Origin of the sequence: Actinoallomurus vinaceus (assembly GCF_039542055.1) — a bacterium.
In the GTDB taxonomy this organism is placed as follows: domain Bacteria; phylum Actinomycetota; class Actinomycetes; order Streptosporangiales; family Streptosporangiaceae; genus Actinoallomurus; species Actinoallomurus vinaceus.
On record NZ_BAABHK010000010.1, the window covers coordinates 270,021 to 293,421 of the forward strand.

The following is a 23,401-nucleotide window of genomic DNA, read 5'->3' on the forward strand; positions in this document are numbered from 1 at the left end:
CCAACGTCCGCCGCCGACCGTCGAGTCATGACATCGATGACCTCCGGACCACCCCGGCAGGCCGACCCCGAACAGGGCACGTCGGCCTCCCGGAGCACCAACCCGGCGCGCCGGTTGCTCCGCGGCGACGCCGCCGACCCGGCCTGGGCGCGCCCGGCACTGCTCGTACTACTCGCGGCGACGGCGGTCCTGTACGTGTGGGGGCTCGGCGCCTCCGGCTGGGCCAACTCCTTCTACTCGGCGGCCGTCCAGGCCGGAACGCGCAGCTGGAAGGCCTTCTTCTTCGGCTCCTCCGACGCGGCGAACTTCATCACCGTCGACAAGACGCCGATGGCACTGTGGCCGATGGAGCTGTCCGCCCGCGTATTCGGCGTCAACACCTGGAGCATCCTGGTCCCGCAGGCCCTCATGGGAGTCGCGACCGTCGGGGTGCTGTACGCGACGGTCCGGCGCATCCTCGGCGGACGCGGTGACCGGGCGTCGGCCGGCGGGCGCGACGACCGGGTCACGATCGGCGAACGCGACGACCGGGTCACGATCGGCGAACGCGATGACCGAGTCACGGGCGGCGGGCGCGGTGACCGGGCGTCGGCCGGCGTACGCGATGACCAGGTCACGATCGATGGACTCGGCGACGGGGTCACGATCGACGGACGCGATGACCGCGTGCCCACCGGCGGAAGCGATGACCAGGTGTCGACCGGCGGGCGCGGCGACGGGGTCGCGATCGGCGGGAGCGGTGGCCCGGTCGCGATCGACGGACGCGGCGACCGGGTCGCGCGCGGCGGGCGCGGTGACCGGGTGGCGATCGGCGGGGCGCTGCTGGCCGGCGCGGTCCTCGCGACCACCCCGGTGGCCGCGCTGATGTTCCGCTTCAACAACCCGGACGCTCTGCTCGTGCTGCTGCTCACCCTCGGCGCGTACGGGCTGGTGCGGGCGCTGGAGAACGCGAGCACGCGGTGGCTGGTGGTCGCCGCCTCCTGCGTGGGGCTGGGCTTCCTGGCCAAGATGATGCAGGCGTTCCTCGTCGTGCCCGCGTTCGCGCTGGTGTACCTGCTGCTGGCGCCCGCTCCGGTCGGGCGGCGGGTCCGGCAACTGCTGCTCGCCGGGGTGGCGCTGGTCGTGGCGGCCGGCTGGTGGGTCGCGATCGTCGCCCTCATACCGGCGGGCTCCCGCCCGTACATCGGTGGCTCGCAGCACGACAGCGTGCTGGAACTGGCGCTCGGCTACAACGGCCTCGGCCGGCTGAACGGCAACGAGACCGGCGGCCTCGGCAACCTGAACCAGGACGCCGGATGGACGCGGATGTTCGACGCCGAACTCGGCGGGCAGATCGCCTGGCTGCTGCCCGCCGCCCTGGTTCTGCTGGTCGCCGGCCTCGTGCTGACGCGGGGACGGGACCGCCGGAGGGAGTTCGCCGGGTTCGCGCTGTGGGGCGGCTGGCTGCTGGTCACCGGACTGGTGTTCAGCTTCATGCAGGGGATCTTCCACGGCTACTACACGATCGCGCTTGCCCCGGCGGTGGCGGCGCTCACCGGCATGGGCGCGGCGGTGCTGTGGCGCGAGCGGCACCGGCCGGCCGGCGCCGTGACCCTCGCCGGCGCCGTCGCGCTGACCGCGTGGTGGTCGTACGTCCTGCTCGGCCGCACCCCGGACTTCCTGCCGTGGCTGCGGATCGTCGTGCTGATCGGCGGCCTGCTCGCCGCCGCGCTGCTCGCCTCCGCCGGCCGCGCCCCGCGCCGGGTCATCGGAGCGGCCGTGGCCGTCGCGGCCCTGACGTCGATCGCCGGCCCGACCGCGTACGCCGTCGAGACGACGGACACGCCGCACACCGGAGCGATCCCCACGGCGGGACCGTCGTCCGGAGGGCCCGGTGGAATGCGCGGATTCGGCGGCCGCCGGGGCGGCCCCGGCGCGCGCGGCGGCTTCGGCGGCGGGCGACAGAACCGGTTCCCCGGGGGCGGGTTTCCCGGCGGCGGCCAGACCGGAGGCGGATTCCCCGGCGGCGGCCAGACCGGGGGCGGGTTCCCCGGGGGCGGGCAGAACGGCGCCGGCGGCATGCCGCAGGCGCGCGGCGGCGTGGGAGGCGGCATGGGCGGCCCCGGTGGGCTGCTGAACGCCACCACCCCGAGCACCGCGCTGACCGCCTTGCTCAAGCAGAACGCGCGCTCGTACACCTGGGTCGCGGCGACGGTCGGGTCCAACAACGCCTCCGGGTACCAGCTGGCCACCGGCGAGCCGGTCATGGCGCTCGGTGGGTTCAACGGCACCGACCCGGCGCCGAGCCTGCAGCAGTTCCAGAAGTACGTCGCCGCCGGAAGGATCCACTACTTCATCGGCGGGTCGGGCATGGGCATGATGCGCGGCGGAAACTCCAGCGGCAGCAACGACGCACAGCAGATCGCCACCTGGGTGCAGCAGCACTACACCGCCAAGACCGTCGGCGGCGTCACGGTCTACGACCTTTCTCAGACACGTTGATCCGACGGCTCATCCCGCTCTCACGTTCACCGCCGAGCATCGGAGGTAGCGCGAGAGATCGGAGGAAGAAGGAATGGAGACATGGGGGGAGAACGGCCGCCGGGACCGACGCGTGTCCCTGGTCCGCCGCGTCACCGTCTGGGCCTCGGCCGGGTCCCTGGCCATGGCGGCCGGGCTGGCGGCCGTCTTCGGCGTCACGCAGGCCGACTCGCACACGACGGCCGGGACCACGACGAGCACCGGATCGGACTCGGGCACGACCAGCGGCTCGACCTCGTCGAGCTCGGGGACGACCGGCGGATCGTCCGGCTCGAGCAGCACAACGGACTCCGGATCCGGCAGCGGGCTCTCCCAGCCCACACAGGCGCCCGGATCGGGTTCGTCGAACGGATCGGGCACCGTCACGTCCGGAGGATCATGATGCGCACCGCTCAGGAGACCTTCCCGCTGTGGGGCGGTTCGGCGACCGTCGCGGTCACCGAACCGGACCGCCTAGCCGTCGCCCGCGCGGCCGTCGACCGGGTGATCCGGGACATCGACGCCGCCTGCAGCGCCTACCGCGACGATTCGGACCTGGCCCGGGTGAACGCCGGCTCCGGATACGCCGTGCGGGTCAGCACGACGTTCATGGAGGTACTGCAGGCGGCGCTGCGAGCCGCCGAGCTCACCGGCGGGCTGGTCGACCCGACCGCTGTCGGACGGTCGGCGGGAGCATTCGGGCAGTCAGCGAGGACCGAGGTCACCCGCCCGAACGACGTCACCGCCTCCCGCGCCGACACAGAGGCCGGACGACCGGCGAAGGCCGAAGTCACCCGTCCAAACGACGTCACCGCCTCCCGCGCCGACACAGAGGCCGGACGACCGGCGAAGGCCGAAGTCACCCGCCCGAACGACGTCACCGCCTTCCGCTCCGGGGCAGAGGCCGGGCGGTCCCGGCTGGGGCCGGCGTTCGCCGTGCCGACCGGCAAGGACTGGCGGTCGATCGAGATCATCCCGGCGTCCACGACCGTGTCGGTGCCGCGCGGGCTCACCCTGGACTTCGGCGCCGTCGGCAAGGCGTTCGCCGCCGACCGGGCGGCGGCCGAGGCGAGCGAGGCGGCCGGCTGCGGCGTGCTCATCGCGCTGGCCGGCGACATCGCGGTCGCCGGGCCCGTGCCGGTGAACGGCTGGCCGGTCCGCGTGGCCGACGACCACCGGCTGAGGCCGGACGGCGGCCTGCCGCCCGGTCAGGACATCACGCTCCGCGCCCCGGGCGGGCTGGCCACCTCCAGCCTCGCGGTCCGGACCCGCCGCATGGCCGACGGCCGTACGGTCACGCACATCGTCGACCCCAGGACCGGCATGCCGGTCCGGGGCCCATGGCGCACCGTCTCGGTGTCGGCGGGTAGCTGCGTCGACGCCAACACCGCCAGCACCGCCGCCCTCGTTCGAGGCCACGGGGCGGGCGGCTGGCTGGCCCGGCACGGGCTGCCGGCGCGGCTCGTCCACGCCGACGGCTGGGTGCACACGATCGTCGGCTGGCCGGACGACCACAGCGAACGTCCCGGCGTGAAGGTGGCCGGGTGATGGCCCTCTGGTACGCCACCCGGGCGTTCGGCCTGGTGTCGATGGTGCTGCTCACAGCCGTCACGGTGCTCGGCCTGCTCGTGGCGGCCCGCACCTCCCGCGGGCGACGAATGGGGAATCCGCCGACAGCCGGCTCGCGGACCGGAGCCCCAGGAGCGCAGGCCGCACTCGCAGGAAACCCACGGACACGGGACTCGCACGCAGGAGACCCAAGGACGCAGGCCTCCCGCCCGGAGAACCCGCAGCCGCGAGGCTCGCACGCAGGAGACCCAGAGGCACAGGCCTCACCCGCAGGAAACCCACCGACGCCGGGCTCGCGCGCAGGAGATCCGGGGGCGCAGGCCTCGCCTGCGGGAAACCGGCGGACGCAGGGCTCCGGGCGGCGTCCGGCGGGAGCGCGCCGCGCGTCGTACGTGGTGACCGCACTGCACCGTTCGCTGTCGCTGCTGTCGGTGGTCCTCATCGCGCTGCACGTGGTGACGAGCGTGATCGACTCGTACGTCGCGATCCGTTGGGCCGACGCGATCGTCCCCTTCGTCTCCACGTACCGGCCCTTCTGGGTCGGGCTCGGGGCGGTCGCGCTCGACCTGATGATCGCCTTGGTGGTCACGAGTCTGCTGCGGGTCCGACTCGGGCTGCGCACCTGGCGGGCCGTGCACTGGCTGGCGTATGCGTCCTGGCCGGTGGCGTTGGTCCACGGACTGGGCATCGGCACGGACGACACGCTCGTGCTCGCGCTCACCGTCGGCTGCACCGCGGCCGTCGCGGTGGCCGCGCTGATCCGCGTCGGCGCGGCCCGGCAGGCCACCGCCGCCAAGCGCGCTGCCATGGCCGTACCGGCGGTCATGGCGGAACACGCCACCGGTGCCGGACACACGGCTGGACACACCGCCATGGCCGAACACGCTGCCACGGCCGAACGCGCCGCCCGGATCGAGCCGGACGCCGCCGGCGTGCGGCCGGATCCTTCCCGGCGGTCCGCGCCGACCGCCGCTCCCGCCTACGGAGGACCACAATGATGGAGCGACTGCTCACCGTGACCGGCCCGGACCTGGGCCGGCACCTCACCCGGCACGGCGAGCTGCCGCTGCGCGGGCCGGCCCGGCCGGGTTCGCTGGGGCCGCTGGCCGATGAGATCGCCGCCGCCGGCCTGCGGGGGCGTGGCGGCGGCTGGTTCCCCACCGCACGGAAGCTGGCGGCGGTGGCTGCGGCGGCGGGTTCCCGGCCGCCCGTGGTGGTGGTGAACGCCATGGAGGGCGAGCCGCTGAGCGCCAAGGACGCGCGGCTGCTGACGGTCGCCCCCCACTTGGTCTTGGACGGAGCGGCTCTGGCCGCCGAGACGATCGGTGCGGACCGCGTCATCCTGGCGGTGCCGGTGGGCGGCCTGGGGCCGATGCTGCGGGGCGTCGTGACCGAACGAGCCCGCCGGGGCATCGACCCGGTGTCGGTCGAGGTGGTCGAGGGGCCGGACCGCTTCCTGTCCGGTCAGGAGAGCGCGCTGGTGCGCTGGATCGGCGGCGGCCCGGCGATTCCCACTGCGAAGCGGCCCTTCGAGCAGGGGGTCGGCGGCCGGGCCACTCTCGGGAGCAACGCCGAGACGTTCGCGCACCTCGCGCTCATCGCCCGCCACGGCGCGTCCTGGTTCCGGTCCGTGGGCACCGCCGAGGCCCCCGGGACCATGCTGGTCAGCGTCTCGGACCCGGACATCCGAGTGCTCGAGGTCCCGGTCGGCACGCCGGTGGGCGCGGTGACGGGGCCGGCGCCGGCCATCCTCCTGGGCGGGTACGGCGGCGCGTGGCTGCCCGGCGATCAGGCCCGGGAACTGCCGCTGGCGCCCGAGCCGCTCCAGGCAGCGGGCGCGACCCTGGGCGCGGGAATCGTGTCGGCGCTCCCGTACGGGGCCTGCGGCCTGCGCCGTACCGCCGCGATCGCGGGCTGGATGGCGGGGCAGGGCGCCCGGCAGTGCGGGCCGTGCCTGTTCGGGCTGCCGGCGGTCGCCGGGGACCTGGCGCTCCTCGCCGACGGGCGGGCGACGCGCACCGACGTGGACCGGCTGTGCGCGCGGACGGGGCTGCTGCCGGGGCGGGGCGGATGCGCCCATCCCGACGGTGTCGCCCGGCTGGTCGGCGGCGCGCTGCGCGTCTTCGGCGACGAGGTGGAGGCCCACCTGCACGGCCACTGTGTGGAGACCCTGACGTACCGGAGGGCGAGTTGAGCGCTATGGAGCTGCGAATCGACCGGATCGCCTGCGACGGCGCCGGATTGTGCGCGGAGATCCTTCCCGAGCTGGTCACCCTCGACGAGTGGGGGTATCCGATCATCGAGGACGCCCGGGTCGGACCCGGCCGGCGGGCGAACGCCCGCCGGGCAGTCACCCTGTGCCCGCGGCTGGCGCTACGCCTGGCCGACTCCCGGCAGCGCACGAGCGCGGAGGGCGGTGCGGCACCGTCAGGCTCCCGAGCGGCCTGAACCGGCCCGGCACCGCCGAGCTCCCCAGCTGCCCGAACCGGCCCGGCACCGCCAAGCACCCAGCCACCCGAACCGGCGCGACGCCTTCGCGCTTCAGCGGCCTGAGCGGGCGCCCCGCCGACAGGCCCTTCCTCCGGACCCGTCGAGCCGCAAGGCGGCCTGAATCCGCGCCCAGCGACCGGTCGTTCATCCGGGCCCGCCGGCGGTTCACGGTTGCGGTCCGGCCGGTGCCACCGCTACGACGTGCGCAGCCGGGCGAGCAGTCGCCTGGCGTCGGCGTCGAAGCCGGGGAATCCGCTGGCCAGCGTGCGGTTCATCAGCTCGATGGCTCGGGCGTGATCTCCCGTCTCCGCGAGCCGCTCGCCCAACCGGTACGCGGCCTCGGCGACGTACTCGGCGTTGTCGCTCAGTTCCAGGACCTGCTCGTAGTGGCGGGCCGCCTCGGCCTTGTCCCCCAGCCAGTAGTGCAACTCGGCCAGGTGGGCCAGTGCGGTGGGGATATGGTTGGCGTCGCCTGAGTCGATCACTCTGTTGAACCATGGCCTGGCCGTCTTGAGATCACGCTGAGCCTTGGCGTCGAGCGCCATCGCCAACGCGGCGATCACGGCGATCTCCTTCTGCTCCTCGTCCCGAGGCTTGGCGAACATCTTCAGCAGTTTTCGCAGGATCCGCCGGGATTCGTCGCGCTCCCCGAGGAGTCCCTGGACCTGGGCCAGGTAGAGCAGGGCCCACCGGGCATCGAACGGGTACTCCTCGTCCCACAGCTCGCGCCAGGCGTCGACGGCGGCCTGGTAGGCGTCCCGAGCCCCGGCCCAGTCACGCCGGTGACGGAGCGTGTCGCCGAGCCGTTGCGCGGTACGGGCCCGGCCGCGCGCCGGGTCGCCGGCCGCCTCCGCGCGCCGGTGGGCGTCCCGGGCCGCCTCGGTCGCGCCCTCGGCGTCGCCCAGCTTGGTGAGGACGGTGGACAGGTTGAACGCCGCATTGGTCGCGTACGAGCCCTCCGCCATCCGCCGCGCGTTCCGGTACGCCACGGCGGCGTCCTGGAACCCGCCGTCCTCGGAGTGGATGTGGCCGAGGCCCAGCCACGCGCGGCCCGCCGCGCGCGGGTCGTCGCCCTCGGTCGCCATCGTGTAGGCGGTCATCGCGTCGTCGTTCCGTTTCGCCTCGCGGAAGGCGTCGGCGATCTCCACGATCCACCGGTCGTCACGGCCATGGCGCAGGGCGTGCCGCGTTCCCGGCTCGTCGCCCCGGACGATCAGCAGCACGGCCTGGCAGGTGCCGGCCCACCGCGCGTACGGCAGCAGGTCCGTGTCGGCCGCGGCCGCCCATGCCCGCAGTGCGCCGTTCCAGTCGCCCGCCCGCCGGCGTTCCCGCGCGGTCAGCCACAGCGCATACGCCGCGGACTCGGAAGAGCCGTCCAGCTCCCGCAGGAGGTCGGCCAGCGGATGATCGGATGGATCATCGGAATCCTCCACGATCCGTGCGCCGAGCCGGGTGGCCAGCCGGGAGCCGTGGGCGTGGCTCTCGTCGCTCCAGGCGCGCAGCCACTCCAGAGCGCCCCGCACCGCGTACGGATTCGCGTCGAGCACGCCCAAGCCGACGGTGGCGAGGCCGGGGTCGGCGATCTCGCGCAGCGGCTGAGCGAGCGCGAACGCCTCACGGATCTCTTCTAGCCCGGCCTCCCGCTCGGTCAGCAGTTCACCGAGCCGTACGGCGATCCAGGGCAGCAGCCCGTACGGACTCTCGCGGGTGAGGAGGGCGGTGTCGCAGGCACGGCGGAGCACCGCCTCGGCCGCCTCCGCCTCACCGGAGTCGATCAGCATCCCGCCGAGCAGGTATCCGGCATAGCACGAGGCGAGCGGGTCGGCAGAGTCCTGTGCTCCGGCGAGGAGCTCCCGCGCCCGCCGCGCATCGGCAACGCCGTCGGCATCGCTGGCGGGGGCGGGAGCGGGAGCGGTGTCGGGGGCGTCGGAGGCGGGGGCGGCAGCCGGAGCAGCGTCACCGGCCGGGACGGCGTCAGCGGCAGAGGCCGGGACAGCATCGGCGGCGACCGGGGCGGAGGCGGAGGCGGGGGCGGCAGCCGGAGCAGCGTCGGAGGCGGGGGCTGCGTCGGAGGCGGGGGCGCCAGCCGGAGCGGCATCGGTGGCAGGGGCGGCATCGAAGGCGAGGGCGCCAGCCAGAGCGGCGTCAGCGGCCGGGACGGCGGCGGCGGCGGCAAGGGCTGCATCGGAGGCGGCGGCAGCCGGAGCGGCACCCGCGTCGGCGGCCGGGACGGCGTCAGCGAGCAGCCGCCCGAGCAGTGCCTTCGCGAGAGCGGCCGCAGGGCCGGTCTGGGACTCATAAATCGCACGCGCGGTGGCGCTCTCGCCAGCGTTCTCGGCGGCCATTCCATGGATGATCGGGTCGGCCTCTCCGGCGACGCCGTCGAGCCGGCTCAGCGCCACCGCGGCCCACGGTCCGGCCGACGGGTCCTCGCCCGCCGCCACCCGGCGCAGCCGCTCGGCAGCCTCGCCGATCGCGCCGCCGGCCAGCGGATCCTCGCCCGGCGCGGCTTCGGGGAAGTGATGGCCGATCACCTGGGGCGGTTCGACGGCCGTGGCCGTGCCGCCCTCCGTACCCGCGTCCGGTGCCCCGACGGGGAAGATCCGTAGCTCGCTCGGCGCGTCGTTGCCCGGCGGGTGGTGCAGGTCGACGGCGAGCAGCCGGCCGTCCGGCGACCAGTCGATCGCCCCGGCGAGCATGCCGAGCCCGGCCTTGAGCACGAGTTCGCCACCGTCGGCGACCCGCCGGATGGTGGGCTCGACCACCCAGGTCCCCGCCTGCTCGGCGATCGCCAGGTACGCGCCGTCCGGGCTCACCGCGAAGTCCATCACCATCTCGGCCGAGGTGCCGACGACGCCCAGAACGCGGCCGGTGTCCGGGTCGAGCACCGAGAACCTCGCGTGCTCCTCCTCGGTGTCGAGGGCGAACATCCGGGACTCGTCCGCGCTGAAGCGGACCGCCTCCGCGGCGGGTGGCTCGTCGCTCGCGTCGGCCTCCGCGTCGAGTCCGAGCAGCACCGTACGGTCCGGGGTGAAAGGCGCGCCGACGAACTCGACTCCGGGTTCCACGCCGTACTCGACCCGGTGGCGCCCGGTGCGTGAGCGGCGGAACCCGAGCTCGACGGGCAGGTCGGCCTCGGCACCGGCATCGACGTCCCAGGCCACCTGCGGCTCGTATTCGGCGGGCGGCCGGGCCGTGATCACGTGGCGGCCGGGCACCCACATCAATCTGGGGCCGATGAGGTCGTGCGGTGTGCCGAAGCGGGCTCGCTCCGTCCAGTCACCGGTGTCGTACACCCGCACGTCGCCCTGCTGACCGGCGACCGCGAGATAGCGCCCGTCATCGGAGAAGGCCAGGTCACACGCGAACTGTCCGCCGTCCGTACGGTCGGCGAACGGCGCGATGACGGCGACCGGCTCGGAGAACCGGGGGACGTTCGGACCGTCGTCGGACCGCACCCGCATGCCGGGACTCGGATACCAGACGGTGGCCCGGCCATCGCCCGGCTCCACGCCTGCGAGGTGGCGCGGATCGGTCACCTGCACCACGTAATCGGCCTGGACGAGCCGGTGTTCGTCGAGCCAGCCCCCATGCCTCTCGTAGTAGAAGTCGGAGAAGTGCTCCCAGTCCTCGTCGGTCGGTACCGCGTTGCGCTCGGCGACCCGGTCGACCCGCCGCACGTACTCCGCGGCGTGTGCGGCCACCCAACCCTCGTCGAGCAGATGGTCGAACTCGATCTCCGCGAGCGACCGGTCGCCCGAATCCTCGCGCCTTGGATACGTGGCCCAGTCCCACAGCACCCGCAGGAAGAACGCCGGGTCGCCGGGGAGATCCAGGGCGTGGTGCTCCGCGGCCTCGTAGTAGACGACGAACACGCGCATCCGTACGCTCATCCGGTCGGCGGCGACCGCCATCACTCGCGCACCGTACAGATCGGTGGACATCTCTTCCCCTCGTTGACCGGCGCTGTCAGGGCGTTCGAGCATCGCAGGGGCCACTGACAAGGCACAGCGAAATGATCAACTTCCAGGACGGCTCCGCTCGGGAATATCCGGGAACGGTTTTCGTTATCAGGATCGGTGCGGGCAGACCGTACCGACGAGAGGAGAGCCCATCGTGGCGAGGAACACGCTCCGGCCGGTGCTGAAGCTCCGGTCCACCGCCGGCACCGGCTACACCTACGTGACCCGGAAGAACCGCCGCAACGACCCCGACCGGCTCACGCTCAGCAAGTACGACCCGATCGTCCGGCGGCACGTCGCCTTCCGCGAAGAGCGCTGACCCGCGGCCCGGCCGGCCCCGGAGACGGACCTGACCGTGGACCGGCCGGCCCCAGAGACGGAACCGACCACGTACCGGCCTGCCCCAGAGACGGAGCCGACCGCGGAGACCGACCGGCCCCGGAAACGGAACCGATCACGAACCGGCCGGCCCGAGAAACGGAACCGGCCAGCGGAGACCGACCCGCCTCGGAAACGGAACCGACCTGCGGAGACCGGCCGGACGTGGAGACGGATCGGGACCGCGCCCGTATCGTGAACACATGTCCGAAAAGGCGGGCGCTGCCCCTCCCAAAGTCCCGGCCGACGGCCAGGCCGCTCCGCAGCACCGCGGTGTGGTCCGGCGCCGGTCGGTGGCCGCACTGCGGCGGCGGCTGCGGTTCTCCGATCCGGGACTCGTCGCGTTGCGGACCGCGCTGCGGGCGGCGATCGTCCTGCCGATCGTCTTCGCCATCGCCTCCCGGGTGATCGGCGACCCGCAGGCGGCGCTCTTCGCCTCTTTCGGCTCGTTCGCGATGCTGGTCTTCGCCGACTTCTCCGGGTCGCCGGCGCGCCGGTTCACCGCCTACGCCAGCCTCGCGGCCGTCGGCGCCGTCCTGATCTTCGTGGGCACGCTGTGCTCCCGCGATCCCACGCTGGCCGCGGCCGCGATGGCGGTGGTCGGCTTCGTCATCCTGTTCGCCGGTGTCGTCAACGGTTACGCCGCCGCGGGGGCGACCGCGGCGATCCTCGCCTTCGTGCTCCCGGTGACGATCCCGGCGCCGCTGTCGGCCGTGCCCTCACGGCTCGAGGGATGGGCGCTCGCCGCCGGGGCGGGCATCGCCGCCCAGTTGATCCTGTGGCCGGGCCGCAGCCGGATGATGCTCCGAACCGAGTCGGCCCGCGCCTGCCGGGCGCTCGCCGACCTCGCGGACGCCCAGGTCGCCGGGGACGCCGAGGCCGTCGCCGACCGGACGCGTACCGCCCACGAGGCGGTCGACGAGCTGCGCCGCCGGTTCGTCGGCACGCCGCACCGGCCTACCGGGCTCACCGGTGCCACCGCCGCGCTCACCTCACTCGTCGACGAGCTCGACTTCCTCCTGTCCTTCCTCGGGTCGCCCGCCGGATCACCGCCGATCTCCCTGTGCCGCGCGGAGAACGCCGAGGCCATGCGGGCGTCGGCGGCCGCCCTCCGGGCCTCCGCGGATCGTCTGGACGGCCAGGGGGACGGGCGGCCGGACCTCGACCGGCTCGAGGAGGCCCGCGCCGCCATGACCCGCGTGCTCGCGCAGCGGCTCCCCGAACTGCCCGCGATCCCGGACCACGAGGCGCTGGTGGCCGCGCTGGAACCGACGTTCCGCACCCGCACCGTGTCGTACGCCGCGCAGCACTCCGCCCGCTACGCCCTCCTGGCCGCCGGCGAGTACGTGCCCGAAGGCCCGGGCGGCGGCTCGCTGCGCGGCGCCGTCGATCGGCAGGCGCAGTCGGTGATCCGGGCGACCGAACTCGCGATCGAGGACGCGCACGCCCGGTCCGTGTGGTTCCGCAACAGCGTCCGGGGCGCCGTGGGCCTGGCCGTCGCCGTCTACATCGCCCAGCGCACCGGCCTGCAGCACTCCTTCTGGGTGGTGCTCGGCACCCTCTCGGTCCTGCGGTCCAACGCGCTGGGCACCGGCTGGTCCGTCCTGAGCGCGCTGGCCGGGACCGCCATCGGCATCCTCGTCGGCGCACCGCTCATCCTCGCGGTCGGCACGCACGAGACCGTCCTGTGGAGCGTGCTCCCGTTCGCCATTCTCCTCGCGGCGTACGCTCCGCGCGCGATCTCCTTCGCCGCCGGCCAGGCCGCCTTCAACGTCGTCCTGTTCATCCTGTTCAACCTGATCCAGCCGAGCGGCTGGCAGGTCGGCCTCGTCCGTATCGAGGACGTCGCCATCGGCTTCGCGATCAGCCTGGGCGTCGGCCTGCTGTTCTGGCCGCGTGGCGCGGCCACCCTGCTGCGGGAGAACCTCGCCGCCGCCTACGCGCGCAGCGCGGACTACGTCCTGGCCGCGACGCGCCGGCTCGTCGGCCACGGCGACCCGGCCTGGTCGCAGCAGGCCGAGCAGGACGCGGACGCCGCCGTGCACCGCCTCGACGACTCCTACCGGCAGTTCCTCTCCGAACGCTCGGCGCAGCCGATGGCCGCAGGCAGTATGGCCGCCCTGGTGACCGGGGCGGCGCGCGTACGGCGTGTGGCGCGCTCCCTCGCCGGGCTGGGCCGGTTCATCGACGGCCACGAAGAGCTGGAAAGCTGCGCCGCCAACCTCGACGCGGAGGTCCACGCCCTGCGCACCTGGTACATCGCGCTCGGCGACTGCATCCTGCACGAGACGGCCGTGCCGCCCCCGCACGTACGGGACGCCGACGGCCGCCGGCGGCTGCTCGAGGGCGTGCACGCCGCGGTCGCGGGCGGTGACGAGAGCGTGATCCCGGCCGCCCTGGCGCTGCTGTGGGCGGACCAGTACGTCGACACGCTGTGGCGGCTCGAGGCCCACCTCGGACGGCACGCGGCCGAGTCGAGCCCGGCCGCGGTGGCCGCCGAAGCCAGCCCCGTACCGGCGTGACGGACGGGTCGTACGGCTCCTGTCCGCCGGCCAGGCGAGGGCCTCCCGTCACATGCGGGGTGAACGTCGGTCGATCACCCCGTCAATGGACCCTTTCCGATCTTTCCGGCGCGACGACCACCGCACCCGTTCCCCGCCCCCGATCCGACGCTCCAGAGGGGCGACCGCATCAGGCCACACACGACGACCAGGCATTTGATCCGGACAAGCCCTTCTGGTGACGCATGAACGCCGTGGAGTCCGTACACTCGGAGCCGATCGAGCGAGCGCCCATAGCTCAGCTGGATAGAGCATCGGACTTCTAATCCGACGGTCGGGGGTTCGAATCCCTCTGGGCGCGCCATCACCACCAGGACCATCAAGCTCCTGACCTCAGCATACGCTCTCCCTTCCGCAGACGCCGGATGCCGCCCTGCGCCAGCGGACTGATGGCGCGACGCTAGCGGCTGACGGCCTTCTCGTACCGCCAGGTGGCCAGCGGCACGAACACCGCGAGGAGCACGACGGACCACGGCACCGAGGCGAGGACCGCGTGCTGCAGCGACGGCGACGGGTTGAACGCCCGCGGCCGTCGGCTGCCCGGCCCCGTGGTCCGGGCGGGCGTCCGGCGCCGTGGCGGTGTCACTCGCAGAACACCTGCAGCTTGGTGTCGGGGTCGTCGACGTCGACGGTGACGTCGTCGAGCTGGTCGATGAGCTCCTCGAGTTGCTGCGGCTTGAGCTGGGTGAGGTCGATCGGCACCCCTGCCTTGTCCAGCTCCGCGTTGGCCCGGGTGAGCGCCTGCGGAGGGACGAGGCTCGCGAGCCGGACTCCGGCGCGCAGCAGCTGCAGCGGGACCCGGACGTTGATCCGGCCTGACCCGTCACCACCGGCCTCGTCCGCCCAGCTCATCACCACGCGCAGGTACTTGGGCCGGGGTTTCGGGCTGGACACCGCTCCCGGCGGCGACTCGGGCTGTGCTCGTTCGAGGGCGTCGATCAGCCGCTCGGCCTCATCCGCAGTGATCTTGCCCTCGGCCAGCATCTGCAGGATCTGGCGGCGCTGCTCGTTCATCGTTGTCCTTACTCTCTGACTCATCTGACGCTCACCAGCACGGCCGTACGGCCCTGCTCGAACTCGATCCGGGTGCCGGGCAGCGCCCACAGCAGTCGCCCGATACCGCGCAGCGCGTCCACCGGGCTCACCCGGAAGACGAGGCACGCGACCAGTCCGGCCAGCACAGCGAGCAGCAGCAGCGGTGACAGCACCAGCAGTACCGGCACGACAGGGACGTACAGCCGCAGTCGACGGCCGTTGCGACGGCGATGACGTACCGTCACCAGGTACGGGATCACCGGGACTTCTCCAGCTCGGCCAGCGCCTCCTGGACGCTGATCTCCCCCCGCCGCAGGCGGTCAACGACGTCGGCGCCGGTGGGCGCCGGGTCGATGTCGACGAAATCGAGGCGCTCAGCGATCCGGTTCAACCGGGACTTGACCGTCGGGTAACTCACTCCAAAGACTCGCTCCATCTCCTTGATCGAACCGTGCGACCGCACGAACGCGGCAACGAACACCTGATCATCGACACTGAGCTGAGCCAGCTGCGGCGGCTCGAACCGACCCTCGACCACAACACCACTGCCGGCCAGGCGAACCCGCTCGACCACGAACGCCCGTCCGTGCGTCAGGTCCGTCAGTTCCTGCCAGTCCACCCTCGGCTCCCTTACCCTCGATGACGCGCCTACGATTCATTTTTACATTGATTTTCTTAAGCTTTCAACGATAGAAGATTGATTTTTCTAATCTGACCTTCATCGATCGGAGCCGCCTACTCTCGTCGTCCGCGATCCGCCGTGTCCCCGTGGTGGCCGGCGGTGGAGTCGCCCCAGCAGGCACGTCGTCGACGTACCCGCGGTCCGGCGAGCGGGAGGTCACGCGGCGGCGGTGATCCACCCGACGGCGGTCCGCGTTTCGATCGCGGGCCGCATCCAGGGGCGGCCCTCTTTCGGCTTGGAACTCGCCGCCGATACGCCGGTAACGTTTCACGGCCGTCGGTCCAAGAGCGGGTGAATCATCCGAAAGGAGACGCTGCATGGCCGAACCCGAGACCGGCCTCTCCCGCATCAGACACGATCCCGATGCGTTCGAGGACTTCTATCGGCGCCACGTCGAGGCGGTGACCAGGTTCGCGGCCCGGCGGGTCGACGACCCGCACACCGCCGCGGACGTGACCGCGAACGTCTTCCTGGCTGTGATCGACTCCGCGCATACCTACCGGCCGGGCAATGGCACTGAGATCGCCTGGCTCTTCGGCATCGCGCGGAACGTGCTGGCCGCCGAACGCCGCCGGGCAGGCCGCGAACTGCGGGCGAACCGGCGGATCGTGGGGCGGCGGCTGCTGGATTCCGACGACGTCGACCGGCTGGTGGAACGCATCGACGCCGAGAGCGCCGGGCGGCGCACCTACGCGGCCCTCGCCGACCTGCCCGAGGGCGTACGGGCGGTGCTGGAACTGATCGCCGTCGACGGGCTGACCGTCACCGAGGCGGCCGCCGCGCTCGGCATCCGCCCGGTCACCGCCCGGGTCCGGTTGCACCGTGCCCGGGGAGTCCTGAGGGACGTCGCAGCCCTCCAGACGCCCGCGATCGCGTACGCGAAGGAGTGATCAGCATGCAGACCTTCGAAGACCGACTCCTCGCCGAACTCAAGCACGTCGTGGCGGCCAACCGGTCGGCCACCGAACCCCGGCGACGCGCCCGGCGATGGACCGGACCCCGGCTCGCCCTGGCCGCCGGCGCCATCGCGGCCGCAGTGGGAACGGCGGTCGCGGTCCCCGCTCTCACCGAGCACGAGCAGGCTCAGGCGAACACCGTCGAGCGCATCCCGGACGGCTCCATCATGGTAAGGCTGGTTGAGTTCACGCATCCCGAGCTGGTCGAGCAGAAGCTGCGCGCCTTCGGTGTGCCGGCAAAGGTGGACTTCCTGCGGTTCGGCACGCAGTGCAAGGGACGCGAGTACGACAGCGACTTCTGGATGTCGGAGCACCCGGACGACGGGGTGTTCGGGGGCGATCCGGGTTCCGACCCGCACGCCGACTCCGACATGAGGAACGCGGCCGGCGCGCGTATCCATCCGGACAAGCTGAAGCCCGGGGAGATGGTGGTCCTCGACGTGTGGTTCGAGAACACGAAGGACTCCTCGTCCGCGAGCGTCGTCAGCCCGATGGTGAAAAAGATCGGGACGGTGCCCCCCTGCGTCCGGGTACCGGGCGGCCCGCGGTCGGGCCCCGACGGCGTCGGCGGCTGACGAGGAAGCCGAAGCTCACCGACGGTCGGCGCGCCGGGTCACGATGCGCACCGACCGCCGGTGATCTTCAAGGACCGCCGGCCGGCCGCGCTCGGGAAACAGACCCTTGGCACTCCGTAGCGGCCCTTTGCGATTACCAATACCGACATAACGGGTAACCCGGACGATGCGCGGCGAATCTGCATAGGTCTCCTGTGGCAGCACGCGCCGAGGACCGCGGACGGTGACGCAGCGAAGCAACCGCGAAAACGGAGGTGCACGATGTCTCATCCGAAGCGGCTCCTGGCCGCCATGTCGTTCGGCGCCCTCGTCGGAATCACCGTGACCGCCGCGGCTCAGGCGCTCGCCACCCGGACCGGGACACACGGTACGGCCGGCGTCGGCGCGTACGCCATGGGCACGGTACCGACCGCCCGGAGCCAGCCGACGCCGTGGCCGACGCTCACACGGAGACGTCCTTTCAAACCCCGCCCGACCGCGAGTCTCCTGCGGCCCACGCGCACCCGGCCCCCGGTGATCCCCCGCCCGACGTGGAGCCTGCCGAAGAAGACGTACATCCGCCCGCCGGGACCGATCCGCAGACCCTACCGGCCCGCCGCCCGCCGCGAGCGGTAGCCGGCTGTGCCGATTTCGAAGACAACGCCATCCTCGATCTGGCGGTCGAGACGGGCTCCCTCTTAATCGTCTCCGACGACACCGACCTGACGAGCATGTCGCCATGGCGCGGTACGCCGATCCTCCGGCCGCGCGAGTTCGCGGCGAAAGTGGACGGCATGCGCCGTCATCGCCGCGGTCGACAGCGGGGACCGCCGAAGGGCGTACCGGCCGGACGTCAGGCGTCTTCTCGGACGGGAATGCCCACGACCTCACCGAACTCGTTCATCCGGACCTCGCCGTCGCGTACGAGACGAGGGCCAGGAACTCCGTGAGGCCGATGAGGTAAACACGGTGCAGAGATCGGTCGAGCTGGCATAGCCGGAATTAAGCACCTCCCCGTGGGTGGACGCCCGCCCCTCGGGCGCGCCGTACGGCTCTCCGTCACATGGCGCTCCGTCAGATGGCTGCGAAGGCGACCCCTGCGGCGACCGCGATCATCACGGCGAGGACAACGAGGACCGTGAGGGTGGCGAGCGGCCTCTTCCGCCGCGGCAGGCGCACGGCCTCAGGCTTCTGCGGCGGTGACGCCGGCGCGAACGACGACGGAGCCGGGCGTCGGCTTGGCGTGGCCCGCGGCGGCGTGGCCGCCGACCGTGCGGGGACCGGCCGCAGGGCGATCGGACGTGCCGGCGCGACCGGGGCGGTGGGTGCGGCAGGAGGCGGAGCGGTGTGCGGTGGCCGTACGGGCGGAGGCGTCGTCGGCGGAGAGGCCGGCGGAGGAGTGGGAGGAGAAGTGGGCGGGGGCGTCGACGGCGGCTCCGGATTGGCGGGAGGCGCGCATTCGCCGACGGCAAGACGGACGTCGATGGCGTGGAGCAGGTCGAGGTCGACGCAGATCGACAGACTCAGGGAGAGGATCGGCGTCGAGACCTCGTCCTCGGCGGTGGAAAGACGCCGGCGGCCGACGTTGCCGCCGGCGGCGAGAGGCCGATCGCTCGGCCCACTGAAGTCGCCACGCCCCCCGGAACGCCGATCGCTCGGCCCGCCGGAATCCCCACGCCCCCCGGAACGCCGATCGCTCGGCCCGCCGGAGTCGCCACGATCCCCGAACCGCCGTCCGCTCGGCTCACCGGCGTCGTCGGACGCGCGATCGCCGAGACGTGCGCCGCCTGCGCGAGCCGAACCCGGATGATGGCTCTGGCCCTTATGGAGTGGGTGGACCGGGTCTGCGGCGGCCTGCTGAGCGGCGGGCAGGTTCGACGAGGCCGGTGGCCGTACGAGACCGGCGGCGGATGGGCCTTCGAAGGGCACCACGGCGGAGATGGGCCACGCCGGGTCGGGCACCTCGGCCGCCGCGAGCGAGCCCCCGGTCTGAGTCGGCCACACGTCATCCGGCGTGCGAGGCACCCGCGAGCGCCCAGGCCGGGCGGCCCTGTCGGACCGAGCCGATCCGCCCGACTCCGTCGACGGGTGCGCCCCGATGGACGAGCCCGACCTGGCCGATCCGCCCGACCTGGCCGACGCGGCCGATGAGCTCGACCTGGTCGACTCCGCCGACCCGGCCGATGAGCTCGATCCGGTCGATGACCCCGACCTGACCGACCCGGTCGATCGCGCGGATCTACCTGACCCCGCCGACCCACCCGACCCTGCCGATCCGCCCGACCCGGTCGACTCCGCCGACCCGGCTGGCGAACTCGATCCAGTCGATGACCCCGACCTGACCGACCCGGTCGATCGCGCGGATCTACCTGACCCCGCCGACCCACCCGACCCTGCCGACCTGGCCGATGGGGCTGATCCGTCCGATGAGGTCGGGTCGGCCGATCGGCCCGACGAAGAAGTCCCGGTCGATCGGGCGGACGAGGCGGACCGGGCCGAGGAAGCGGATCGGGCCGACGGGGCGGATCGGCGGGTTGCGGGGGTGGATCGGGTCGGTGTGCGGGAGCGAGTGGACCTGGCGCCGTCGTCGGCCAGCGCGGGGGCCGATGTCAGCCCGATGAGAGCGCCCGTCGCGAGGAGGCTGATGCTGCGCGTGCGCATGGGTCACCGGCTCTCGGGGATGCGGGGGAACTCCTGCTGGGCCGCCGTGAAGGCGTCCGGCTTGACGCGCAGGGCGCCCCTGAACACGTGGGAGATGTCGAACGCCACGTAGATGCCGACGGTGAGCATGGCCGCCATCGCCGCCGCCGGGATGAGGGCCATGCCCCGGGGCCGGGCACCGGCCAGGAACGGGAACGCGCACACGAGGATCGCGGTGACGACCGTGAGGGCCATGAGGCCCTGCGGCGGCTGGGACTTGGCGTCCACCGCCCGCTGACCGCGCGCGGACGACATGTCGCGGATCCGGTCGAGGAAGGTGCTCCGGGCGGTCTCCGCGGCGGTGCCCGAGACGCGGAGGTTGGTGACCTGTGCCCGCAGGGCGTCCAGGCGCGCCCATCCTTCCTGGCTGAGGCGGCCCTTCGCCATGAGCTTCCACTCGTGGTCGACGACGAAGCGGACGTAGTCGCGCAGTGATGCCTGAACCTGGGTGCCCGCCGGGGCGGGGAGGGCGGCGGCCGCCCAGTAGGCGTCCACGATCGACTGGCTCTCCGCCTCGGTGTTCTGCCGGGCGGAGTCGGCCGTAGTCCACGGGACGACGATGGCGATCGCGAAGGCGAGCAGGAACAGGGAGGACAGCATCGAGCCCGCGTGGCCCGCGGTCGTGCTGGCCGGGCCCCGGTCTTCGGCGCCGTGACGTGACTTACGGAAGAGGAACGCGGCTGCGAACACGGCCCCGACGGCCGCGACTACAGCGAGGGTGAACACGAGCATGACCGTCTCCATGGCTTGCCGTTGACGAGACACGCATACGCGGACCTGCTGCGTACCGTCACATGACTATCACAGTACGTATCCATTTTGTAGCGCCCGCGCGAACTCGCTTCCGAGGACACGTCACGGCGGACCCGACAGCCGTGCCGGGGCACCTGATGGCCGTCTCGGCACGGATCCGGGGGCCCGTGCCGGCAGCGGCCGGGAGCCGTCGCAACGGATACGAGCGCCCCACCCAACGAAGCACATCCGACCCGAGAGCACCGCACTCCGCAGAGCACCCCACCCGGCAGCGCGGCAGCGGCTGCCGCCCGGACCGTACGGGAACAGCGAAGGGCGCCGGTCATCGGACCGGCGCCCTTCGAGAGGACGTCTCCTCAGGCTGACAGGTTTCCTAGGGGGGCGCCCTGATGTTGCGTAGCGGTCGTTGGAGAGCGTCGGGTTACTGTGGTTGCTCACGATGACGAAAGCGGAATGCACTCGATGACGCTTCGCCGGTAGGCGGTCAACGTTCTGACGGGCCGGCCTCGCTCTGATTTTCGAATCACCGAGCGGAATGCGGATCCGGATCGCTACTGTGCGTACATGTCTGGTCGCGTGTCATCCGGTCGTGTCGCATGAGCCGTAAGCTCGTGCTGGCCGCCGGTCAGGTGGCCCGGACCGCGACCGCCCGCGTGCTGCTGCGTGGCGGGGTGGATGAGAAAACCGGTGAGGCCCTGACGGCGCGGGTGGTGGCCGAGCGGGTGGGCTGGGCCGCGGACCTGGTCGCCGGGATGGCCGCTGGCCTGCTGGCCGGGCACTGGAATGCCGGCGACGTGGCGAGGCCGGCGGGTGGGGTGGATGACGCGGGCCGCGCTTTACCGTCTAATGCGTGGATGGCGTTGCGCCGCCTGGGCTGGGCCGTGAGGGTCCCCGGCGGGATCAAGGTCAATGACCGGATCGTGCGGATGGCTCAAGAACAAGCCGGGCGCATCCTGCGCGGCGCGCAACACCGCGCCGAGATGGTCGCTGGGATCCTGGCGACCTGGCCCGCCGACCCCGCCAAGCGCACGCCGGCCGAATGGGACGCCGTCCGCGAGACGATCCCTGAGGGCCGGTCCCTGCCCAGCAGTGTGATCAAAGCGCGCACGAGGCAGATCAGCGCCTTTCTCGACGAGAAAGGGCGGCTTCCGGTCGATGTGTTCGACCTGGAGGAGACGCCGAACGCGGCGCGGATGCTGGTGCTGGCCGCGGTCGACCGGCAACAGGCCACCCTGGAACGAGCCGAAGACGACCCGGCCAGGGCGCTGCTGCGGCTACAACTGCCCACCCGCCCGGACCCGCACTCCTACGCCGACTGGACCTGGGTGGCCTGCCCGATCACGCTGCCGCCTACCGTCCCGGCCCGTGCGGTGCTGCACCTGCCCACGCTCCGGCCCACCATCGGGCCAGGCGGCGGTGGCAGGGTGCACGCCGACCTGGCGTTCTCTCACGCAGTCCCCAAAGCCAAGCGGAAGGGTCATACGACGGCGCTGGGGGTGGACTGGGGCCTGAACACCCTGCTCAGCGCGGGAGCCTGCCATTTGCATCCCGACGGCACCATCACCGCACTCGGGGCCGGGGCGATGTTCCGGGCCGCCGGGGTGATGGCCCGTCAGCACCGGCTGCGTCGCCACGGCGAACACCTGCACGCCAAAACCGACAGCTACGAACGTCTGATCGGCGGCGGCGAAGGCCATGCCCTGGTCGCCAAGCACGCGGTCCTGAAGGCCGAGAGCCGAACACCTCCAAGCACTGCCCGCAGTGCCTGGTCCCTTTGCGGCACTGCAAGGCCCCCGACCGGCCCACCACACCCGGCTGGAAATGGGCGATCTGCCCCGACCCGCACTGTGGCTGGCAGGGCGACCGCGACCACGGCGCATGGCGACGCATCGCCGCCCGCGGCCTGACCCACCAGACAAAGACCGTCGTCGATCGTGCCACCGGCCAGATGGCCATCGACCGTGTCATCGACACCCTCGAAGCGGGCGCGGTCGTCACGCCGACCGCGCCTTCTCAGGCCAGCGGGGGTGACCGGTCCAAGACCGGACCCACCCCGCGCCGATCCCCACGCCCCGCGCCCAGGCGACGCGGGGCACCCTCCACCCCCGAACCCCAAAGGTCGGCGGGTCAGCGTCCGGAGGGACACGCTCACACGGACCGAGGGCTGCCCCGCGCGGCCTGCCGGTACCAGGGCGTGCGCACACCCGTGCACACGATCAGCTCAAACACCCCCACCACCCGCCGGAACCAGCAACGGCACCGGCCGCGGGGGGCGGCACTGGGCGCAGGCTTCCACCTCCACGCCCACGCCACCCCACCACGGTGGACAGATCCCCCAGTCATAACAGTCAATATGATTACGGATCCCTTAACTGATCAGAGACGCTCCGGACAACCTGGTGGCCGCGAAGGTCGCGGCGGCGCCCGCGTCGTTGCCGTAGCTGAGGTGGGCGCTAACGTCCGTGCCGGCGCCGCACACGGGGTCGCCGTTCGCGCAGACGTCGTCGGTGCGCGAGGCGTACGTGCCGGTGACGGTCTTGCCGATCGCGCGGATCGGGTTGCCGAACAGGAGGACGGCGGCGACCCGGGGCTCGATCGACGCCGGGATCGTCGCGACGATCGCGCCGCCGACGACGGCGCCGTCACTGCTGATGCCGATCGAGTTGTCGACGACATTCGCGCCCTGCGAATAACCGACGAGGATGAAGCGCTGGTTCGGGCAGGCGGCGGCCTGTTTCGTCACGTGGTCGACGAGGTCGGCATTTCCCTTCTGCGCTGAATTCGGGTTCGAGTAGACGTCGAGGTTGGCCGGGTAGTCGACCGGATAGCTGCTGGTGGTCTTGTTGGTCACCTTCTGCTGGATGGCAGAGTAGACCGGGTCGCCCACGATGAGGCCGAGGGTGCCGGGTTCGAAGGTTCCGCGGGCGACGACCACGTCGACGTCGGCACAGGTTGCCGCGTGCGCGGTGGCGGTCGCGGCGACGCCGCCCGCCGCGAGGGCGACGACCGCGGCGGCGGCGTGCGCGGCGGTGCGACGGGTCATCCGAGAGCGGGGCGAGAACACGGAAATGCCACCTCCTCACACTGACGCGTGGCGTCAGTGGGGGTAGCGCGCGAATGAGCGGGAAACGCGCGCCACCTCTTTCCAGTAGGACCTCGGCCTCATCACTGAAAACAGGCCGATCGAGGAGGACGTTAATGGTTGGGAAACATATGGGTAATACGACTTTTTGACAATTAAGTCGATGCCCTTGTCAAGAAG

21 protein-coding genes and 1 tRNA gene are annotated in these 23,401 nt (G+C 72.4%); 13 read left to right on the forward strand and 9 right to left on the reverse strand.

Features of this window, described 5'->3' with window-relative positions:
• The first annotated feature begins 27 nt into the window (after positions 1–27).
• Entirely contained in the window at positions 28–2,481 is a 2,454-nt protein-coding gene (locus tag ABEA24_RS32225; protein ID WP_345435312.1) for an ArnT family glycosyltransferase, read from the forward strand.
• A gap of 9 nt (positions 2,482–2,490) precedes the next feature.
• Here the strand turns inward: ABEA24_RS32225 and ABEA24_RS32230 are convergent, their stop codons facing one another.
• Positions 2,491–2,886 (reverse strand): hypothetical protein, encoded by a 396-nt coding sequence (locus tag ABEA24_RS32230; protein WP_345435314.1) that lies wholly within the window; start codon positions 2,884–2,886, stop codon positions 2,491–2,493.
• Between the two features lie 15 nt (positions 2,887–2,901).
• Between ABEA24_RS32230 and ABEA24_RS32235 the strand changes: the two genes are divergently transcribed.
• The 4 genes from ABEA24_RS32235 (at position 2,902) to ABEA24_RS32250 (ending at position 6,516) form a co-directional block, all read left to right on the forward strand.
• The gene (locus ABEA24_RS32235; protein WP_345435316.1) at positions 2,902–4,047 is read left to right on the forward strand and encodes an FAD:protein FMN transferase; all 1,146 of its coding nucleotides are present in this window, start codon (positions 2,902–2,904) and stop codon (positions 4,045–4,047) included.
• A 416-nt stretch (positions 4,048–4,463) separates the two neighbouring features.
• On the forward strand, positions 4,464–5,066 hold the full coding sequence (locus ABEA24_RS32240) for a ferric reductase-like transmembrane domain-containing protein (protein ID WP_345435318.1): 603 nt from the start codon (positions 4,464–4,466) through the stop codon (positions 5,064–5,066).
• Positions 5,063–6,262, forward strand: coding sequence for an NADH-ubiquinone oxidoreductase-F iron-sulfur binding region domain-containing protein (locus ABEA24_RS32245; RefSeq protein WP_345435320.1), 1,200 nt, complete (start codon positions 5,063–5,065; stop codon positions 6,260–6,262). Before ABEA24_RS32240 ends, ABEA24_RS32245 begins: the two co-directional genes overlap by 4 nt.
• Positions 6,263–6,267: 5 nt before the next feature.
• On the forward strand, positions 6,268–6,516 hold the full coding sequence (locus ABEA24_RS32250; RefSeq protein ID WP_345435322.1) for a ferredoxin: 249 nt from the start codon (positions 6,268–6,270) through the stop codon (positions 6,514–6,516).
• Between the two features lie 236 nt (positions 6,517–6,752).
• Here ABEA24_RS32250 and ABEA24_RS32255 read toward each other — a convergent pair whose 3' ends face one another.
• The gene (locus tag ABEA24_RS32255; RefSeq protein ID WP_345435324.1) at positions 6,753–10,502 is read right to left on the reverse strand and encodes a WD40 repeat domain-containing protein; all 3,750 of its coding nucleotides are present in this window, start codon (positions 10,500–10,502) and stop codon (positions 6,753–6,755) included.
• Positions 10,503–10,674: 172 nt separating this feature from the next.
• Here ABEA24_RS32255 and rpmG point away from each other — a divergent pair, with 172 nt between their 5' ends.
• From rpmG to ABEA24_RS32270, 3 genes are all read left to right on the forward strand, one after another.
• Positions 10,675–10,839, forward strand: a complete 165-nt coding sequence (rpmG, locus tag ABEA24_RS32260; protein ID WP_252843362.1) for a 50S ribosomal protein L33 — start codon at positions 10,675–10,677, stop codon at positions 10,837–10,839.
• A 262-nt stretch (positions 10,840–11,101) separates the two neighbouring features.
• Positions 11,102–13,420: an FUSC family protein gene (locus ABEA24_RS32265; RefSeq protein WP_345435329.1), complete on the forward strand. Its 2,319-nt coding sequence runs from the start codon at positions 11,102–11,104 to the stop codon at positions 13,418–13,420.
• A gap of 266 nt (positions 13,421–13,686) precedes the next feature.
• Positions 13,687–13,763 (forward strand) — tRNA-Arg (locus ABEA24_RS32270).
• A 96-nt stretch (positions 13,764–13,859) separates the two neighbouring features.
• Here the strand turns inward: ABEA24_RS32270 and ABEA24_RS32275 are convergent.
• Genes ABEA24_RS32275 through ABEA24_RS32290 form a run of 4 tightly spaced genes read right to left on the reverse strand, consistent with a single transcriptional unit; the run spans position 13,860 to position 15,113 of the window.
• Entirely contained in the window at positions 13,860–14,045 is a 186-nt protein-coding gene (locus tag ABEA24_RS32275) for a hypothetical protein (protein ID WP_345435331.1), read from the reverse strand.
• Positions 14,042–14,473: an SHOCT-like domain-containing protein gene (locus tag ABEA24_RS32280; protein WP_345435333.1), complete on the reverse strand. Its 432-nt coding sequence runs from the start codon at positions 14,471–14,473 to the stop codon at positions 14,042–14,044. The genes ABEA24_RS32275 and ABEA24_RS32280 overlap by 4 nt, the downstream gene beginning before the upstream one ends.
• Before the next feature lie 20 nt (positions 14,474–14,493).
• Positions 14,494–14,754 carry a hypothetical protein gene (locus ABEA24_RS32285; RefSeq protein ID WP_345435335.1) on the reverse strand — a complete coding sequence of 87 codons (261 nt, stop codon included), beginning with the start codon at positions 14,752–14,754 and terminating at the stop codon, positions 14,494–14,496.
• Complete coding sequence (locus ABEA24_RS32290) at positions 14,751–15,113, reverse strand: DUF2089 domain-containing protein (RefSeq protein ID WP_345435337.1); 363 nt, start codon at positions 15,111–15,113, stop codon at positions 14,751–14,753. The genes ABEA24_RS32285 and ABEA24_RS32290 overlap by 4 nt, the downstream gene beginning before the upstream one ends.
• A 380-nt stretch (positions 15,114–15,493) precedes the next feature.
• Between ABEA24_RS32290 and ABEA24_RS32295 the strand changes: the two genes are divergently transcribed.
• From ABEA24_RS32295 to ABEA24_RS32305, 3 genes are all read left to right on the forward strand, one after another.
• Complete coding sequence (locus ABEA24_RS32295) at positions 15,494–16,066, forward strand: RNA polymerase sigma factor (RefSeq protein WP_345435339.1); 573 nt, start codon at positions 15,494–15,496, stop codon at positions 16,064–16,066.
• 5 nt (positions 16,067–16,071) lie between these two features.
• Entirely contained in the window at positions 16,072–16,707 is a 636-nt protein-coding gene (locus ABEA24_RS32300; RefSeq protein WP_345435341.1) for a hypothetical protein, read from the forward strand.
• Between the two features lie 261 nt (positions 16,708–16,968).
• The gene (locus ABEA24_RS32305) at positions 16,969–17,322 is read left to right on the forward strand and encodes a hypothetical protein (protein WP_345435343.1); all 354 of its coding nucleotides are present in this window, start codon (positions 16,969–16,971) and stop codon (positions 17,320–17,322) included.
• Between the two features lie 547 nt (positions 17,323–17,869).
• Here the strand turns inward: ABEA24_RS32305 and ABEA24_RS32310 are convergent.
• Complete coding sequence (locus tag ABEA24_RS32310) at positions 17,870–18,145, reverse strand: hypothetical protein (RefSeq protein ID WP_345435345.1); 276 nt, start codon at positions 18,143–18,145, stop codon at positions 17,870–17,872.
• A 639-nt stretch (positions 18,146–18,784) separates the two neighbouring features.
• Between ABEA24_RS32310 and ABEA24_RS32315 the strand changes: the two genes are divergently transcribed.
• Positions 18,785–19,459, forward strand: a complete 675-nt coding sequence (locus ABEA24_RS32315; RefSeq protein ID WP_345435347.1) for a hypothetical protein — start codon at positions 18,785–18,787, stop codon at positions 19,457–19,459.
• Here the strand turns inward: ABEA24_RS32315 and ABEA24_RS32320 are convergent.
• Positions 19,351–20,118, reverse strand: a complete 768-nt coding sequence (locus ABEA24_RS32320) for a bestrophin-like domain (RefSeq protein ID WP_345435349.1) — start codon at positions 20,116–20,118, stop codon at positions 19,351–19,353. The two genes, ABEA24_RS32315 and ABEA24_RS32320, sit on opposite strands and share 109 nt — an antisense overlap.
• A gap of 617 nt (positions 20,119–20,735) precedes the next feature.
• Here ABEA24_RS32320 and ABEA24_RS32325 point away from each other — a divergent pair.
• A complete protein-coding gene (locus ABEA24_RS32325) occupies positions 20,736–22,046 on the forward strand; it encodes a hypothetical protein (protein WP_345435351.1) in 1,311 nt (436 codons plus the stop codon).
• Positions 22,047–22,507: 461 nt separating this feature from the next.
• Here ABEA24_RS32325 and ABEA24_RS32330 read toward each other — a convergent pair whose 3' ends face one another.
• Positions 22,508–23,182 carry a cutinase family protein gene (locus tag ABEA24_RS32330; protein WP_345435353.1) on the reverse strand — a complete coding sequence of 225 codons (675 nt, stop codon included), beginning with the start codon at positions 23,180–23,182 and terminating at the stop codon, positions 22,508–22,510.
• Positions 23,183–23,401 lie beyond the last annotated feature (219 nt).